The following is a 13,706-nucleotide window of genomic DNA, read 5'->3' as shown; positions in this document are numbered from 1 at the left end:
CATGGCAAAGCCACCCATCGGCGGGAACAGAACCGGCCGCAAGCTCGGCCAGAAGGTCAAGAAGGGCAAGCTGAAGGCGTCGTCGAGGCGCTGGATCGAGCGCCACATCAATGACCCCTATGTCCAGCGGGCGAAGCTCGAGGGCTATCGTGCGCGCGCCGCCTTCAAACTGCTGGAAATCGACGAGAAGCATCAGATCCTGAAAGGTGCCAAGCGCATCATCGACTTGGGCGCAGCACCGGGTAGCTGGTCGCAGATCGCCGCCAAGGTCACCGATTCGACTGACGAGGACATCCGCGTCGCAGCGATCGACTTCCTGGAAATGGCGCAAATCCCGGGCGTAAAAATCCTGCAGCTCGACTTCCTCGATCCGGATGCCCCGCGCCAGCTGATCGAGGCCGTTGGCGGCACGCCGAACCTCGTCCTGTCGGACATGGCGGCCCCCACCACCGGCCACCAGAAGACCGACCATATCCGCACTATGCATCTGTGCGAGGTGGCGGCGCATTTTGCCGTCGAAGTCCTGTCCGAAGGCGGCCATTTCCTCGCCAAGACCTTCCAGGGCGGCACGGAAAAGGATCTGCTCAACATGCTGAAGCAGAATTTCCGCCAGGTGCTGCACATCAAGCCGGCCTCCTCGCGCCAGGAATCGGTCGAGATGTTTCTGCTCGCCAAGGGCTTCAAGGGCCGCAATGGACCGGCGATCGTCGAACTCGACGAGGAGGGCTTTGCCCGCGATCCGCGTGAGGACATGCCCGCCGACGAAGATCAGGATTGAGGTGCGGGCGGCATGTTCACCTATATCACTCTCGGCACTGACGATGTGGAGCGCGCGGCGCGCTTCTATGACCCGGTCATGGCGACACTCGGCTTCATCAGGGGCGCGACTGAGGCCGACGAGGTCGGTTATGGCGTACCCGGCGATAGCCGTTGCCGTCTCTGGGTAACCCGCCCCTACGATGGCAGCCCCTCGACTGTCGGCAATGGCTCGATGCCCTGCTTTGAGGCGACCACGCGTGCAGCGGTCGATGCCTTCTGGACGGCTGCACTTGCCAATGGTGGCACGGATGAGGGCGCGCCGGGCATTCGTTCGCACCACCCGAACTTCTATGCCTGCTACGTCCGCGATCCCGATGGCAACAAGCTGTCGGCGCTCTGCGAACGGCCGGAATAGTCACTTCACCGACATCGTCTCGTCTTCGCTCGCCTGTCGGTATCCGGAGACAGCAGACCCGACATCGCGCGGCAGCCCGAGGAAGGGCACGACCGCAAACAGCGAGAGGCCGGCGACAACGGCAAAGGCGAGGTGGAAATCACCAAGCGACAGCGTTTCTCCCGTGATCCGGGTGCTGGCTTCGAGGATCGAGGCGGCAGCTGCGACGCCGAGTGCGAGGCTCACCTGCTGCAGAACGGATGTGAGCGAGGTTGCCTGCGACGCATCCCGGTCTTCGATCTCCGCATAGCCAAGGGTGTTCACGCCCGTAAAGAAGAACGAGCGGCAGAAGCCGCCGACGAGCAGGACTGCCATCAGCAGGACGACCGGCGTCGCCGGGGTAAAGAACGCGTTCACCGCCGTGGTCAATGCCCCGAAAAGGCCGGCCAGGATCAGCACGTTGCGAAAGCCTGCCGCAGCGAATGCGCGCCGCGCGATGAATTTGGTCGAGATGGCCCCAACGGCGGCGATGAAGGTGGTCATGCCGGATTCAAAGGCGGTCATGCCGAAGCCGAGTTGCAACATCAGCGGCAACAGGAAGGGCGTGGCGCCGGCCGCGATGCGAAACAGCGTGCCGCCGATGATCGAGGCACGGAAGCTCCTGTTGGCAAACAGCGTCAGGTCAAGCAGCGGGGCTGGGTGCCGCCGGGCGTGGAACACATAGAGCACCATCGACAGAACCCCGACCACGGTCGCCGCAGCCCCCACCCAGACGGGAAGCGCCGGCAGGCTCATGACCGATAGCCCGAAGACCAGCCCGGATGCGGCTGCCGAACTCAGAACGAACCCTTTCCAGTCGATCGGCGCTGTCTCGATCGGTTCGATCTCCGGCAGGTAGATGCTGGACAGCCAGAGGCCGAGGAGCCCGATCGGGATGTTGATGAGAAAGATCCAGTGCCAGCTGAAGAAGGTGGTGATGAAACCGCCGACCGGCGGCCCGGTGATCGGTCCGAGCAGCCCGGGAATGGTGAGCAGCGCCATGGCGGAGACCAGCTCACTCTTCTTCGTCGTGCGCAACAGCACGAGACGTCCGACCGGCGTCATCATCGCTCCACCCATGCCCTGCAGGAAACGGGCTGCAACGAAGGTGAGCAGCGAATCGGAGATCGCGCAGAAGATGGAGCCCAGCATGAAGACGAGGATCGCTGCGCGAAACACCCGTTTGGCACCGTATCGGTCGGCCATCCAGCCGCTGATGGGAATGAAGATCGCGAGCGCCACCATGTAGGAGGTCAGCGCGAGCTTCAGCGTGATCGGCCCGACACCGAGATCGGTGGCGATCGTCGGCAGCGCCGTGGCGATGACGGTCGAATCCATCTGCTCCATGAAGAGCGCAACGGCAAGAATGAGGGGTGTGACGCGATTCATCGAAGTTCCGGGCGGGACCGCAGGCGCGGTTGAGACCGGTTCTCATAGCGCAATCTCGGCGCGCTTGAAACCTTGCCGCTCAAGTTCGATCGCGACAATACAGAGGGGGAGGGCGGGGGGCGGCTCCCCTCGTTTCCAGTACACGGCATCACGATGGTGTGAGAGCGCTACCCACAACCGGCCTTTCCCCTATGTCGAGGTGAGCCCGTTCGGGGCGAGGCGATTTGATTGAGGAGATTGCGATGATTTCGATGAAAAGACGTATGCTGCTCGGAAGTGCCGGTGTAGCTCTGGCCGCACCGATGATCATGACCCGTGCTGCTTTCGCGCAGCAGGCGACTGCAGAGACCCCGATGAGCGCCGCAACGACCATGCCGCCCGATACCCATCGCTTCAATGTAGGCAAGTTCGAAGTCGTCGTGGTGAAGGATGGCTCGCGAACCTCCGAAAAGCCGCAGGAAACCTTCGGCACCAATCAGTCGCCCGAAACGGTCGGCGCGCTGCTGGAGGCGAACTTCCTGCCGGCGGACAAGTTCGTCAACAGCTTCGCGCCTGTCCTCGTCAACACCGGCTCGAATGTCATCCTCTTCGACACCGGTCTCGGAGAAGGTGGTCGGCAGAACGGTCTCGGCCGCCTCGTCGAGGGCCTGACGGCTGCCGGTTACAAGCGTGAGGATGTCACCACCGTTGTCATCACCCACATGCATGGCGACCATATCGGTGGCCTGATGGAAGGCGGCCAGCCGGCTTTCCCGAATGCCCGCTATGTCACGGGCCAGGCGGAATATGATTTCTGGGTCGATCCGGCGCGCGTCGGCACCCCGGCCGAGAACGGCCAGAAGGGCGTGCTCGCCAATGTGAAGCCGATGGCCGAGAAGATGACCTTCATCGGCGACGGCGGCGAGGTCGTCTCCGGCATCACCGGCATGGCCGCCTTCGGTCACTCGCCCGGTCACATGATCTACAGGCTCGAGTCGGAAGGCCGTCAGCTGGTCCTGACCGCCGATACGGCCAACCACTTCGTGCTGTCGCTCCAGCGGCCGGATTGGGAAGTCCGCTTCGACATGGACAAGGCCGCAGCCGCAGCGACCCGCACCAGGGTCTTTGACATGCTGGCGACGGACAAGCTCGCCTTTCTCGGCTACCACATGCCGTTTCCGGCCGTGGGTTTTGTCGAGAAGGTCGATCAGGGCTATCGCTTTGTGCCCAAGGCCTATCAGTTCGATATCTGACGGTTTGGGGGCCGCGCTTCAGGTGCGGCCCCTGCAGGCCTTATCGGCCGGCGTAGATCTCTGCGGTGGCCTGCTCGACAAAGTCATGCATGCGGCTGTCGATATCGGCCTGGCTGACTTCGACGCCTGCCGTGGAAAAGTCCTGGCGTAGCAGTTCCAGCAGGCGGTGCGGTTCGACGACCTGCTTGATGGCGACAGTCCGCGCATAGGCTTCGACATCGTCGAGACCCATCGTATAGGCGGCCCAGCGGCCGATCATCTTGCTGCCGCGCACCTTGGCCTTGAACTCGACTTCGGCCTGGCGGGCAAACTGGTTTTCCAGTGCCTGTGCGCGCTTCTTCAATGCTGTCATGATGAAAGTCCCCTCGTCTTCTTGTTCTTTGTTGTGCCCCCAGCCCCGAGAGCAGATCCCTTATATAAGCGATGACTTCAAAGACCGTGTAGGCGCTGTTTAAAATTCTAATGATTGTCGATTTTGTTGGATGAGCCATCATGTCGGCGGCAAGCGAAGGATGAGACCGGCGTTTTGCTATTCCCTTCCTGTCATGAACGTGTTACCAGCCCTCGCCAACTTCCAAGCATTTCATGCAGAAGCGACCGAACGGGATTTCCCGTTTTCCGGGCGGATTCTGCCTATTCAAACGAAGGAATTGGCAATGGCACGCATCGTAATGTCGGCAACAGGCGCAGAAGCGCTCACCTTTGACGACGTCCTCCTGCAGCCGGGACACTCCGAAGTGATGCCGGGGCAGACCAACATCGCGACGCGGATTGCCCGGGACATCGATCTTTCGCTGCCGATCCTCTCTTCAGCCATGGACACCGTGACCGAAAGCCGGCTTGCGATCGCCATGGCCCAGGCCGGCGGCATCGGCGTCATCCACCGCAACCTGACCCCCACCGAGCAGGCCGAAGAGGTTCGCCAGGTGAAGAAGTTCGAAAGCGGCATGGTCGTCAATCCGGTGACCATCGGCCCCGAGGCAACGCTCGCCGAGGCCAAGGCGCTGATGGGCGCGCATGGTATTTCCGGTATTCCGGTCGTCGAGGGTGCAAACCGCCCCGGTCGTCTCGTCGGCATCCTGACCAACCGTGACGTCCGTTTTGCTTCCGATCCCAACCAGAAAATCTACGAGCTGATGACCCGCGAGAACCTCGTGACGGTCAAGGACGGCGTCGACCAGCAGGAAGCCAAGCGCCTGTTGCATTCGCACCGCATCGAGAAGCTCCTCGTCATCGACAATGAAGGCCGCTGCGTTGGCCTGATCACCGTCAAGGACATCGAGAAGTCACAGCTCAACCCGCATGCCGCCAAGGACGCCCAGGGTCGTCTGCGCGTCGCCGCCGCCATCTCCACCGGTGATGACGGTGTCGAGCGCGCCGAGCGCCTGATCGACGCCGGCTGCGATGTGATCGTCGTCGACACCGCCCACGGCCATAGCCAGAAGGTGCTGGATGCCGTCGCCCATGTGAAGAAGATGTCGAACGCCATCCGCATCATCGCCGGCAATGTGGCAACGGGCGAGGGCACCCGCGCGCTGATCGATGCAGGCGCTGACTGCGTCAAGGTCGGCATCGGCCCGGGCTCCATCTGCACCACCCGCGTCGTCGCCGGCGTCGGCGTTCCCCAGCTCGCAGCCGTCATGGCCGCCGTCGAGGAAGCCAACAAGCTCGACATTCCCGTTATCGCCGATGGTGGCCTGAAGTTCTCCGGCGACGTCGCCAAGGCAATCGCCGCTGGCGCCTCGGCCGTCATGGTCGGCTCGCTGCTCGCCGGCACGGACGAAAGCCCGGGCGAGGTCTATCTCTACCAGGGCCGCTCCTTCAAAGCCTATCGCGGCATGGGCTCCGTTGGTGCCATGGCCCGCGGTTCGGCCGATCGCTACTTCCAGGCGGAAGTGCGTGACACGCTGAAGCTCGTGCCTGAAGGCATCGAGGGCCAGGTGCCTTACAAGGGCCCGGTCTCGGCCGTCCTGCACCAGCTCGCCGGTGGCCTCAAGGCCGCCATGGGTTATGTCGGTGGCAAGGACATCAAGGACTTCCAGGAAAAGGCGACCTTCGTGCGCATTTCCGGTGCGGGCCTGCGTGAAAGCCATCCGCATGGCGTAACCATCACCCGCGAAAGCCCGAACTATCCGGGCGCTGCGTGATTTTGGGGCAATTGCCCGGACCGACCAAGGCGCCGCTCCTCTGGGGGAGCGGCGTCTTGTCGGTCGCCTTGCTTCTCTGGATGAATCTCGGCTTTGCCTTGCCCTTCAGAGAGCTTGCCGGCAATCGGCCGATGCCGGATCTCGACATCGGGAGCACCGCGCTGAGGCTGCTCGAATTGAGAACTGTGCTGGAAGATCGCCAGGAGGCGGCCGGACTTCTGCGTGGCATGCATCTCGGACCGGATCTTCTACTGCCGGCCTCGCTGGGGCTTTTCATCGCGCTTCTCCTGCAGCGGCTTGCGCGTGGTGCCAGCCTTTACGGCCGCCCGGCCGAGCGTCTCTTGCCCTTCCTGCTCGCAGTCCCGGTCGCCTATGCCGGTATCGATTACGCAGAAAACATCCTGTGCATTATGCTGTTCCCGCCATCAGTGCCGGCATCGGGTGCGGCGGTATGGATGGCCGAGGTGATCAGCTGGCTCACGCAATTGAAATTTGTCTTTCTCGTCGTCTCGGGCATTGTGGTTCTCAGGCTCGCATTCGGACCGAAACCGATAGGCGATTCCTGACTTCGTTCTGGCGCAGGATGGTGGAATGCAAAGACGAACCCTGATCATCGGCGGCGGAACGGCAACCGCTCTGGCCGTGGCTTCTGCCGGCTATGTCGGCTTTCCGCGGGCAGCCGTCGGTGTTTCGACGCGCAGCTATGACTGGAAGGGAAGCGATTTTCTCGCGGGCGGCACGCGGACCATACCGGCCGATCTGCCGGAGCCGGTATTCCGGGCAAGTCCCAATTGCGTCGCGACCTGTGCGCGCACGCTCGGCCCTTGTCATGTCGAAAGCCCGCTACGCAAGGATATTTCCGCCGGCATCCCGGGTCTGCCGACGCGGCTCTCCATAAGGCTTGTCTCGATGCCCGATTGCCGGCCGATCGCAGGCGCCAACGTCGAGCTCTGGCACACGAATGCCGGCGGGATTTATTCCGGAGACGCTGCGAACATGTGCAACCCCGACGATCCGCAGGCCAAGGCCGCAGACTTCGCCAGGGGACTGCAGGTGACGGATTCCGACGGTCGGGTGGATTTCCTCACTGTCTACCCCGGCTGGTATCGCACCCGTACGGTACACATTCACCTGCGCGTTGTCGTCGACGGCCAGGAACTGCTGGTGTCGCAACTGCTGTTCGACGACAGCCTGAGCGACGTCATCTATGCCGACCATCCCGACTATGCCGGTCGCGGCGAGCGGCGGGTCCGCAACGACAACGACGGCATCTTCTCCAAGAACGAGGTCGCCGACTACATCTTCGACGTCGAGAAGCTCGATGCCGGGGTTCTGCAGGGGAGCTTCACCATCGGCCTCGCGCAAGATCGCTGCTGACCCCGGATTGCCTGAAGGATCACGCAACTGTGTTGCCCCATGACGGGCCGCAGGCTGGGACTGTCATGCCCAGGCGCTAAGTTGCACCGGAGTAATACGGCAAAGGAGGATATCATGGAAAAGACCGGCATCACGCAGGCGATGATCGACGCCTATGACGAATACACCCACCTGACGCTCGACCGTCGCGGTTTCATGGAGAAGCTGACCCGTCTCGCGGGCTCCGGTGCCGCTGCCGCTGCGATCATGCCGATGCTGGCGGCCAGCCAGGCGAATGCGACCCTCGTCGAGGAGGGCGATCCGCGTCTGGATGCGCAGGATGTGACCTATCCCGGCGCCTCGGGCGAGATGAAGGGCTATCTGGCCTTTCCGAAGGATGCCGCCGGCCCGCTGCCGGCCGTGATCGTCATCCACGAAAACCGCGGCCTCAACCCGCATATCCGAGATGTCGCCCGCCGTATGGCGCTCGAGGGCTTCGTCGCGCTGGCACCCGATTTCCTGTCGCCCATCGGCGGCACGCCGGCCAATGAGGACGAGGCCCGCTCGATGTTCCAGTCGCTGGACATGGCCGCCGCCACGGCGAATGGCGAGGCCACACGCGTCTTCCTGGCCGGCCACCAGAAGACCAATGGCAAGATCGGTGCGATCGGCTTCTGCTGGGGCGGCGGCATGGTCAACCGGATGGCGGTCGCCTCTCCCGAACTCGGCGCCGGTGTCGCCTATTATGGCTTGCAGATGCCGGCCGATCAGGTGCCGTCAATCAAGGCGCCGCTGATGCTCCACTATGCGAGCCTCGACGACCGCATCAATGCGGGTATCGACGCTTACAAGGCAGCCTTGGACGCCAACGGCAAGACTTACGAGCTTCATATGTACGAGGGCGTGAACCACGCTTTCAACAACGACACTTCGGCCGCCCGTTACGACAAGGCCGCCGCCGATCTCGCCTGGTCACGCACGGTCGAGTTCCTCAAGAAGAACCTCGCCTGACCATTGGGGAGCCCTTGGCTCCCCAAACATGACAAACTGATGAAATATTTGCCCGTTTGACACCGATCAACCGATCGCATCCATCCCGCGGATAACCTCCCGCCATACCCGCCGGTCGAGCGCCGGGGGAAATGACACGAGAAACCGACGGGAGCTTGACATGGCATCGATGATGAAGGCTGCAGTGGTCCGCGAATTCGGCAAGCCGCTGGTGATCGAGGAAATGGCGATCCCGGAACCCGGTCCGGGCCAGATCCTGGTGAAATACGAGGCCACCGGTGTCTGCCACACCGACCTGCATGCCGCCAACGGCGACTGGCCGGTGAAGCCCAGCCCGCCCTTCATTCCCGGCCATGAAGGTGTCGGCTATGTTGCGAAGCTCGGTTCCGGCGTCTCCCGCATCAAGGAAGGCGACCGGATCGGCGTACCGTGGCTGCACACCGCCTGCGGCTGCTGCTCGCCCTGCCGCACCGGCTGGGAAACGCTCTGCGGCAGCCAGCAGAATACCGGTTATTCGGTCAATGGCACCTTCGCCCAGTATGGCCTCGCCGATCCGGACTATGTCGGCCGCCTGCCGGACAATCTCGAATTCGGTGCGGCCGCACCGATCCTCTGCGCCGGGGTGACAGTCTATAAGGGCCTCAAGGAAACCGAAGTTCGCCCCGGCGAATGGGTCGTCATTTCCGGCATCGGCGGCCTCGGCCATATGGCCGTGCAATATGCCAAGGCGATGGGCATGCATGTGGTGGCCGCCGACATCTTCGACGAGAAGCTGAAGCTCGCAACCGACCTCGGCGCTGACATGGTGGTGAACGGCACGGCGGCTGATGCCATCGAGCAGGTGCAGAAGGCAACCGGCGGCGTGCATGGCGCACTGGTCACGGCTGTCTCGCCCAAGGCCATGGAGCAGGCCTATGGCTTCCTGCGCTCCAAGGGCACCATGTCGCTCGTCGGCCTGCCGCCCGGCTTCATCTCGTTGCCAGTCTTCGAGACAGTCCTGAAGCGCATCACCGTGCGCGGCTCGATCGTCGGCACGCGTCAGGATCTGGAAGAGAGCCTGCAATTCGCTGGTGAAGGCAAGGTCGCCTCGCATTTCAGCTGGGACAAGCTTGAGAACATCAACGCGATCTTCCATCGCATGGAACAGGGCAAGATCGACGGCCGCATCGTGCTCGATCTCGCCGCCTGACGCGTTGGCTCAAATTGCAAGGAGGCGGCATCTTGATGCCGCCTCCTTCGCGTTCAGGTGAGGCCGCACGGCTCAGTTGCCTGACTGGATGACGGCGATGCGGGGCTGAGCGCTGGTGCAGGCGCTGTCCTCGCAGATGCCCGAGATCCACACTTCCCCATTGCCGATCATCACGCCTTCGGAATTGACGAAGAGGTCGCCATACTCCTGGTTGGAGACCGCCTCGACGATCGTCTCTGTGAAGACGGAATCATAGGCGTCGAGCAGTTCCTGCTCGGAGGCGTAGGTCGTCTCTTCACCATCGATATTGGCGGTCAGCGGATAACTCACGAGGCTCACAACGATATCGGACTTGCCCTCCTCGAGCGCCACCTTGAAAGCGTAAAACAGTTCCTTGTAGTCCGCAGCGTCCCCTAGAAGGGACTCTATCTGCTGGTCGACGGATGCTTCGTCAGACCTTGCCGAACTGGTTGCGAAGGTCGCTGCGGCAAGGGCTGCGCAGAAAAGAAGGGCAGTTGATCGGATCATGTGATGTCGGTCCCCGGACAATCGATATCCTCCTTCATAATCCAGATCCGCGACGACACATCGCATCACTTTTGGAGGGACCTGCAATAGATCGCTGCAAATGTGAACGTTGCATGAAAGGGGCGGCACTGGTCGGCCGCGTGACTGGTCGCTATATGTTGTGCACTGCAGCAAGTGACGGAACACGACATGACCCAGGCAGAGAGCAACGCCACAACCGACCGCATCTTCGTTTTCCAGGGTGGGGGAGCTCTCGGCGCATACCAGGCGGGCGCCTATGAGGCGCTGCATCAGAACGATGTCGAGCCGGACTGGCTGGCGGGCATTTCCATCGGCGCGATCAATGCGGCGATCATCGCAGGCAGCCCCCGCGAACAGCGCATTGCCAATCTGCGGGACTTTTGGCACACGGTCTCATCGACGCTCGACTTCGGCTGGTCTGCCCAAGACAACACTTTGCGCCGCATCCAGAACGACGCGGCGGCCATGGCAGGGGCAGTGTTCGGCGTTCCCGGCTTCTTCTCGCCGCGGCTGATGACGCCGATGCAGGTGTTCGCCAATCCGGACCTGCATGTCAGCTTCTACGATACCGAACCGCTGATGAAGACACTCGACCGGTTGATCGACTTCGATCTCCTCAATGATTGCCAGACTCGGCTGAGCCTTGGCGCCGTCGAGATCCGTTCGGGCAACTTCGCCTACTTCGACAATCGCATGTGTCGGCTGGATTCGCGCCATATCGCGGCCTCTGGCGCTCTGCCCCCCGGCTTCCCGCCGATTGAGATTGACGGTCGCTATTACTGGGACGGTGGTCTCGTCTCAAACACGCCGCTTCAGCACGTTCTCAATGTGAACGACGCGTCGCGGGATCTGGAGATCTTCCAGGTCGACCTGTTCAACGCGCGGGGCGACATGCCGCGTGATCAGTTCGAGGTCGAAAGCCGGGTCAAGGAAATCCGCTATTCGAGCCGAACCCGCATGAATACCGACGACTTCGCCCGCCGTCAGGTCGTTCGCCGCGCCGCCAAGCGCCTGCTCGAGAAGCTCCCGCCGGAGTTCCAGAATGACGAGGATGCCCAAGTTCTGCGCTCAATCGGCCACGAATATGACGTGACCATCGTTCATCTCATCCACCGCCGGGCCAGCCATGCCACCCATGCGATGGATGCCGAATTCTCCCGCCGCTCGATCGACGAACACTGGAAGGCGGGCTATGACGACGCGAGCTACACCCTGAAACACCCGAAATGGCGTCGGCGCGGCCGCCCGAAGGATGGCATCCAGATCTTCGACCTGGCACGGGAGCGTCATCTGAGGGTTGGTGGCCCGGCGACATGACCGACCTTTTTTGGATAGGCTCGATCAAACATGGTACTGTTGTCTCCTGTTAACGTTTTCGCCAGATGGGGGACCTATCTCCATGAAGGAGGTCGGGGAGCGAACGGGCTTCAGACAGGGAATGGGTGATGGACGAACACATGGTGGATGGCCGGTTGCAGCTCCGCAAGCAGCCCCGGCAGGAACGCAGTATCCAGCGGCTCGAAGCGATCATGGAGGCGGCCGAAACCCTGATCCTCGAAAAGGGGGTTGGTGATGTCACCATGAGCGAGATTGCCCAGCGGGCCGCGATCCCGATCGGTTCCCTCTACCAGTTCTTCCCGCAGAAAGCTGCAGTGGTCAAGGCGTTGCACGACCGTTTGGCAGGCCACATGGAGAACCTCTTCCGCAACATCTTCGCCGATGTGGAATCGCTCGACCATGCGGCCGAGCGCGCAGCCGATTGTCTGCTCGACATCTATGCGCGGTTTCGCAAGGAGCCGATCTATATCAGCCTCTGGCAGGTCGTCGCGACCGACAATGGTCTTTCAAGACTGGTCGCTGACTTTCACGATCAGCTGATCCAGACCTTCCACAAGGACCTGTCTCATCTCGTGCCGGCGCCGGATTTCGAGCGCTTTCGGATTCACATGAAGCTGATGATCCTGTCGACGGCCGAAGTCATTCGCTTTGCCTGCCGCGAAAGCGATGACGTTGCCCGCGCTCATCTCGACCATTGGCGGCGGTTCATCCGCGCCAATGTCTTCGCCTACTGAGGCGCTCACCAGCCGGGGATCATGTGGCCCGCACGAAGGCGCGGATAGTAGCGCGCATAGGTCTTGGGCTCGCCGTCCATCTCGTCTTCGACCTGGGCCGGCGTGATGTTGTCGAGGCAGGCGGTGATGTGATCGGTGATCGCGTTGAGAAGCGACGTCGAAAGCCCCGGCCGCTTCATCAGACCGATCTGCACCGGCGGTAGCGGTGGAAAACCGTCATGGGATGTCAGTACCTTCATGCCGGTGCGCAGGGCAGACTCCGGCAGGATGGAAACCGCCATGCCGGCCAGAACGGCAGCAGCGACGACGGTCGAGGACCAACTGGTGAACAGGATCTGATAGTTGCGTCCATCCGCGTCCAGAGCCGAACATGCGAGCTGGCGCCACTGGCAATCGCGGCGTCCCACGGCAAGTGGTACGGGTGCATCGTCCTTCAGCGGGTGATTGGCTGAACCGACCCAGCAAAGCGGCTCAGTCCGCACCACATCAGACTGCCGCAGCAGGGGATTGTGGGTCACGAGTGCTATGTCGAGCTCCCCCTTTGCCATCTTCTCGGCAAGATCCACGGAGGGTTCACAGACGATGTAGAGCTCGACATTCGGGTGGGTCTTGGCAAAGCGCCCGATAATTTCGGGCATGTAGCGGTCGGCATAATCGTCCGGCGTTCCGATCCTCAGCGTGCCCTCGAGACGGTTGTCGTCGAAGGCAGCGATCGCCTCCGAATTGAGACGGATGATGCGCCGCGCGTAGTTCAAAAGCTTGTCGCCATCGGCCGTCAACCTGTTGCCGCGACCGTCCTTGATGAAGAGCTGTTTCCCGACGCGCTCCTCGAGCCTGCGCATCTGCATGGAAACCGCCGACTGTGTTTTGAACACGCGCCCGGCCGCCTTGGTGAAGCTGCCGGTGTCGACGATGGCGATGAAGGTCTGCAACTGATCGATATCGAGGGGAGCCGACATGGGAATGGTCCATCAGAAGTGTTGATGGTTATCATTAGAAACATTCGTTGGACTGATCAATATCCTTTCGGCATCTTCAGCGGTGTAATTCTCACCGACCGGTTCCCGGCCAAGCCTTCACCTCAAACCCCGTCACCTGTCTGCGTTCGCAGACGGGACAGTTTTCTCGTGCCCGCTGAAAGGAAGATAGCCATGCGCACGAACGATCGGATCCTCGATTTCGACCTCGACCTTGCCGTTGAAAAACCGGCCCGGACGCTTGCTGCGCGTCTCGCTGGCTTGAATGGCTGGCTCGGATCCCTTCGCGTTGCTGTGCGCAATCGTCTTGCCGCGAACAGCCTCGCCGATCTCGACGAGCGCCTCCTGAATGATCTCGGCTTGAGCCAAGGCGAGGTCCGGGATGTGCTGCGCCGGCACGGCTATGCTGACGATCCTTCGCTGCAACTGACCCGTCTCGCCCGCCGCCGCGCCGAAAGGTCCCTTCGCGGTCACAAGGCCGAGTGATTCGCCTTCCATCCCCGCAGGGTGATAGCCAATAGCCCTGCCTCTTGCCCGGTCCCGATTGTTTTGGGCCGGGCTTTTTTGTAAACGCTAAAATAACGAGGCCTGT

General features: G+C 62.0%; 15 protein-coding genes. 11 read left to right on the top strand and 4 right to left on the bottom strand.

Features of this window, described 5'->3' with window-relative positions; genetic code table 11:
- The first annotated feature begins 1 nt into the window (after position 1).
- Together J2045_RS03205 and J2045_RS03200 are read left to right on the top strand one after the other, a co-directional pair.
- A complete protein-coding gene (locus J2045_RS03205) occupies positions 2 to 778 on the top strand; it encodes an RlmE family RNA methyltransferase (protein WP_166601844.1) in 777 nt (258 codons plus the stop codon).
- Between the two features lie 12 nt (positions 779 to 790).
- The gene (locus tag J2045_RS03200) at positions 791 to 1,174 is read left to right on the top strand and encodes a VOC family protein (protein ID WP_307369342.1); all 384 of its coding nucleotides are present in this window, start codon (positions 791 to 793) and stop codon (positions 1,172 to 1,174) included.
- Here the strand turns inward: J2045_RS03200 and J2045_RS03195 are convergent, their stop codons facing one another.
- Entirely contained in the window at positions 1,175 to 2,581 is a 1,407-nt protein-coding gene (locus J2045_RS03195) for a DHA2 family efflux MFS transporter permease subunit (RefSeq protein ID WP_307369340.1), read from the bottom strand.
- Between the two features lie 242 nt (positions 2,582 to 2,823).
- On the opposite strand from J2045_RS03195, the gene J2045_RS03190 reads away from it, so the two are divergent.
- The gene (locus tag J2045_RS03190) at positions 2,824 to 3,813 is read left to right on the top strand and encodes an MBL fold metallo-hydrolase (RefSeq protein WP_307369338.1); all 990 of its coding nucleotides are present in this window, start codon (positions 2,824 to 2,826) and stop codon (positions 3,811 to 3,813) included.
- Positions 3,814 to 3,853: 40 nt separating this feature from the next.
- On the opposite strand, the gene J2045_RS03185 is transcribed toward J2045_RS03190, so the two are convergent.
- Positions 3,854 to 4,165, bottom strand: a complete 312-nt coding sequence (locus J2045_RS03185; RefSeq protein WP_166601848.1) for an ATPase inhibitor subunit zeta — start codon at positions 4,163 to 4,165, stop codon at positions 3,854 to 3,856.
- Between the two features lie 304 nt (positions 4,166 to 4,469).
- On the opposite strand from J2045_RS03185, the gene guaB reads away from it, so the two are divergent.
- From guaB to adhP, 5 genes are all read left to right on the top strand, one after another.
- Positions 4,470 to 5,960 (top strand): IMP dehydrogenase, encoded by a 1,491-nt coding sequence (gene guaB, locus J2045_RS03180; protein WP_307369336.1) that lies wholly within the window; start codon positions 4,470 to 4,472, stop codon positions 5,958 to 5,960.
- 56 nt (positions 5,961 to 6,016) lie between these two features.
- A complete protein-coding gene (locus J2045_RS03175) occupies positions 6,017 to 6,526 on the top strand; it encodes a hypothetical protein (RefSeq protein WP_307369334.1) in 510 nt (169 codons plus the stop codon).
- A 25-nt stretch (positions 6,527 to 6,551) separates the two neighbouring features.
- Complete coding sequence (locus J2045_RS03170; protein WP_307369333.1) at positions 6,552 to 7,337, top strand: dioxygenase family protein; 786 nt, start codon at positions 6,552 to 6,554, stop codon at positions 7,335 to 7,337.
- Positions 7,338 to 7,451: 114 nt separating this feature from the next.
- Complete coding sequence (locus J2045_RS03165; RefSeq protein WP_307369331.1) at positions 7,452 to 8,327, top strand: dienelactone hydrolase family protein; 876 nt, start codon at positions 7,452 to 7,454, stop codon at positions 8,325 to 8,327.
- Positions 8,328 to 8,487: 160 nt separating this feature from the next.
- Positions 8,488 to 9,516, top strand: a complete 1,029-nt coding sequence (adhP, locus tag J2045_RS03160; RefSeq protein WP_307369329.1) for an alcohol dehydrogenase AdhP — start codon at positions 8,488 to 8,490, stop codon at positions 9,514 to 9,516.
- A 72-nt stretch (positions 9,517 to 9,588) separates the two neighbouring features.
- Here the strand turns inward: adhP and J2045_RS03155 are convergent, their stop codons facing one another.
- Positions 9,589 to 10,044, bottom strand: a complete 456-nt coding sequence (locus J2045_RS03155) for a hypothetical protein (RefSeq protein WP_307369327.1) — start codon at positions 10,042 to 10,044, stop codon at positions 9,589 to 9,591.
- Between the two features lie 189 nt (positions 10,045 to 10,233).
- Here J2045_RS03155 and J2045_RS03150 point away from each other — a divergent pair, with 189 nt between their 5' ends.
- Both J2045_RS03150 and J2045_RS03145 read left to right on the top strand, forming a co-directional pair.
- Positions 10,234 to 11,382 carry a DUF3734 domain-containing protein gene (locus J2045_RS03150; protein WP_307369324.1) on the top strand — a complete coding sequence of 383 codons (1,149 nt, stop codon included), beginning with the start codon at positions 10,234 to 10,236 and terminating at the stop codon, positions 11,380 to 11,382.
- Between the two features lie 128 nt (positions 11,383 to 11,510).
- On the top strand, positions 11,511 to 12,137 hold the full coding sequence (locus tag J2045_RS03145; RefSeq protein WP_307369323.1) for a TetR/AcrR family transcriptional regulator: 627 nt from the start codon (positions 11,511 to 11,513) through the stop codon (positions 12,135 to 12,137).
- Positions 12,138 to 12,142: 5 nt separating this feature from the next.
- Here the strand turns inward: J2045_RS03145 and J2045_RS03140 are convergent, their stop codons facing one another.
- Positions 12,143 to 13,096 carry a LysR substrate-binding domain-containing protein gene (locus J2045_RS03140; protein ID WP_166601856.1) on the bottom strand — a complete coding sequence of 318 codons (954 nt, stop codon included), beginning with the start codon at positions 13,094 to 13,096 and terminating at the stop codon, positions 12,143 to 12,145.
- Positions 13,097 to 13,288: 192 nt separating this feature from the next.
- Between J2045_RS03140 and J2045_RS03135 the strand changes: the two genes are divergently transcribed.
- A complete protein-coding gene (locus J2045_RS03135; protein WP_307369320.1) occupies positions 13,289 to 13,600 on the top strand; it encodes a YjiS-like domain-containing protein in 312 nt (103 codons plus the stop codon).
- Positions 13,601 to 13,706: the final 106 nt, after the last annotated feature.

The organism is Peteryoungia aggregata LMG 23059 (assembly GCF_030814435.1).
Taxonomy (GTDB): Bacteria; Pseudomonadota; Alphaproteobacteria; order Rhizobiales; family Rhizobiaceae; genus Allorhizobium; species Allorhizobium aggregatum.
This window is presented reverse-complemented; position numbering and strand designations above follow the sequence as displayed.

Bases quoted from the DNA above. Each gene is read 5' to 3' on its own strand.
- J2045_RS03170 (WP_307369333.1), top strand. From the start codon at position 6,552: ATGCAAAGACGAACCCTGATCATCGGCGGCGGAACGGCAACCGCTCTG.
- J2045_RS03185 (WP_166601848.1), bottom strand. From the start codon at position 4,165: ATGACAGCATTGAAGAAGCGCGCACAGGCACTGGAAAACCAGTTTGCC.
- J2045_RS03205 (WP_166601844.1), top strand. From the start codon at position 2: ATGGCAAAGCCACCCATCGGCGGGAACAGAACCGGCCGCAAGCTCGGC.
- J2045_RS03150 (WP_307369324.1), top strand. From the start codon at position 10,234: ATGACCCAGGCAGAGAGCAACGCCACAACCGACCGCATCTTCGTTTTC.
- J2045_RS03195 (WP_307369340.1), bottom strand. From the start codon at position 2,581: ATGAATCGCGTCACACCCCTCATTCTTGCCGTTGCGCTCTTCATGGAG.
- J2045_RS03200 (WP_307369342.1), top strand. From the start codon at position 791: ATGTTCACCTATATCACTCTCGGCACTGACGATGTGGAGCGCGCGGCG.
- J2045_RS03165 (WP_307369331.1), top strand. From the start codon at position 7,452: ATGGAAAAGACCGGCATCACGCAGGCGATGATCGACGCCTATGACGAA.
- guaB (WP_307369336.1), top strand. From the start codon at position 4,470: ATGGCACGCATCGTAATGTCGGCAACAGGCGCAGAAGCGCTCACCTTT.
- J2045_RS03190 (WP_307369338.1), top strand. From the start codon at position 2,824: ATGATTTCGATGAAAAGACGTATGCTGCTCGGAAGTGCCGGTGTAGCT.
- adhP (WP_307369329.1), top strand. From the start codon at position 8,488: ATGGCATCGATGATGAAGGCTGCAGTGGTCCGCGAATTCGGCAAGCCG.
- J2045_RS03135 (WP_307369320.1), top strand. From the start codon at position 13,289: ATGCGCACGAACGATCGGATCCTCGATTTCGACCTCGACCTTGCCGTT.
- J2045_RS03155 (WP_307369327.1), bottom strand. From the start codon at position 10,044: ATGATCCGATCAACTGCCCTTCTTTTCTGCGCAGCCCTTGCCGCAGCG.
- J2045_RS03145 (WP_307369323.1), top strand. From the start codon at position 11,511: ATGGACGAACACATGGTGGATGGCCGGTTGCAGCTCCGCAAGCAGCCC.
- J2045_RS03140 (WP_166601856.1), bottom strand. From the start codon at position 13,096: ATGTCGGCTCCCCTCGATATCGATCAGTTGCAGACCTTCATCGCCATC.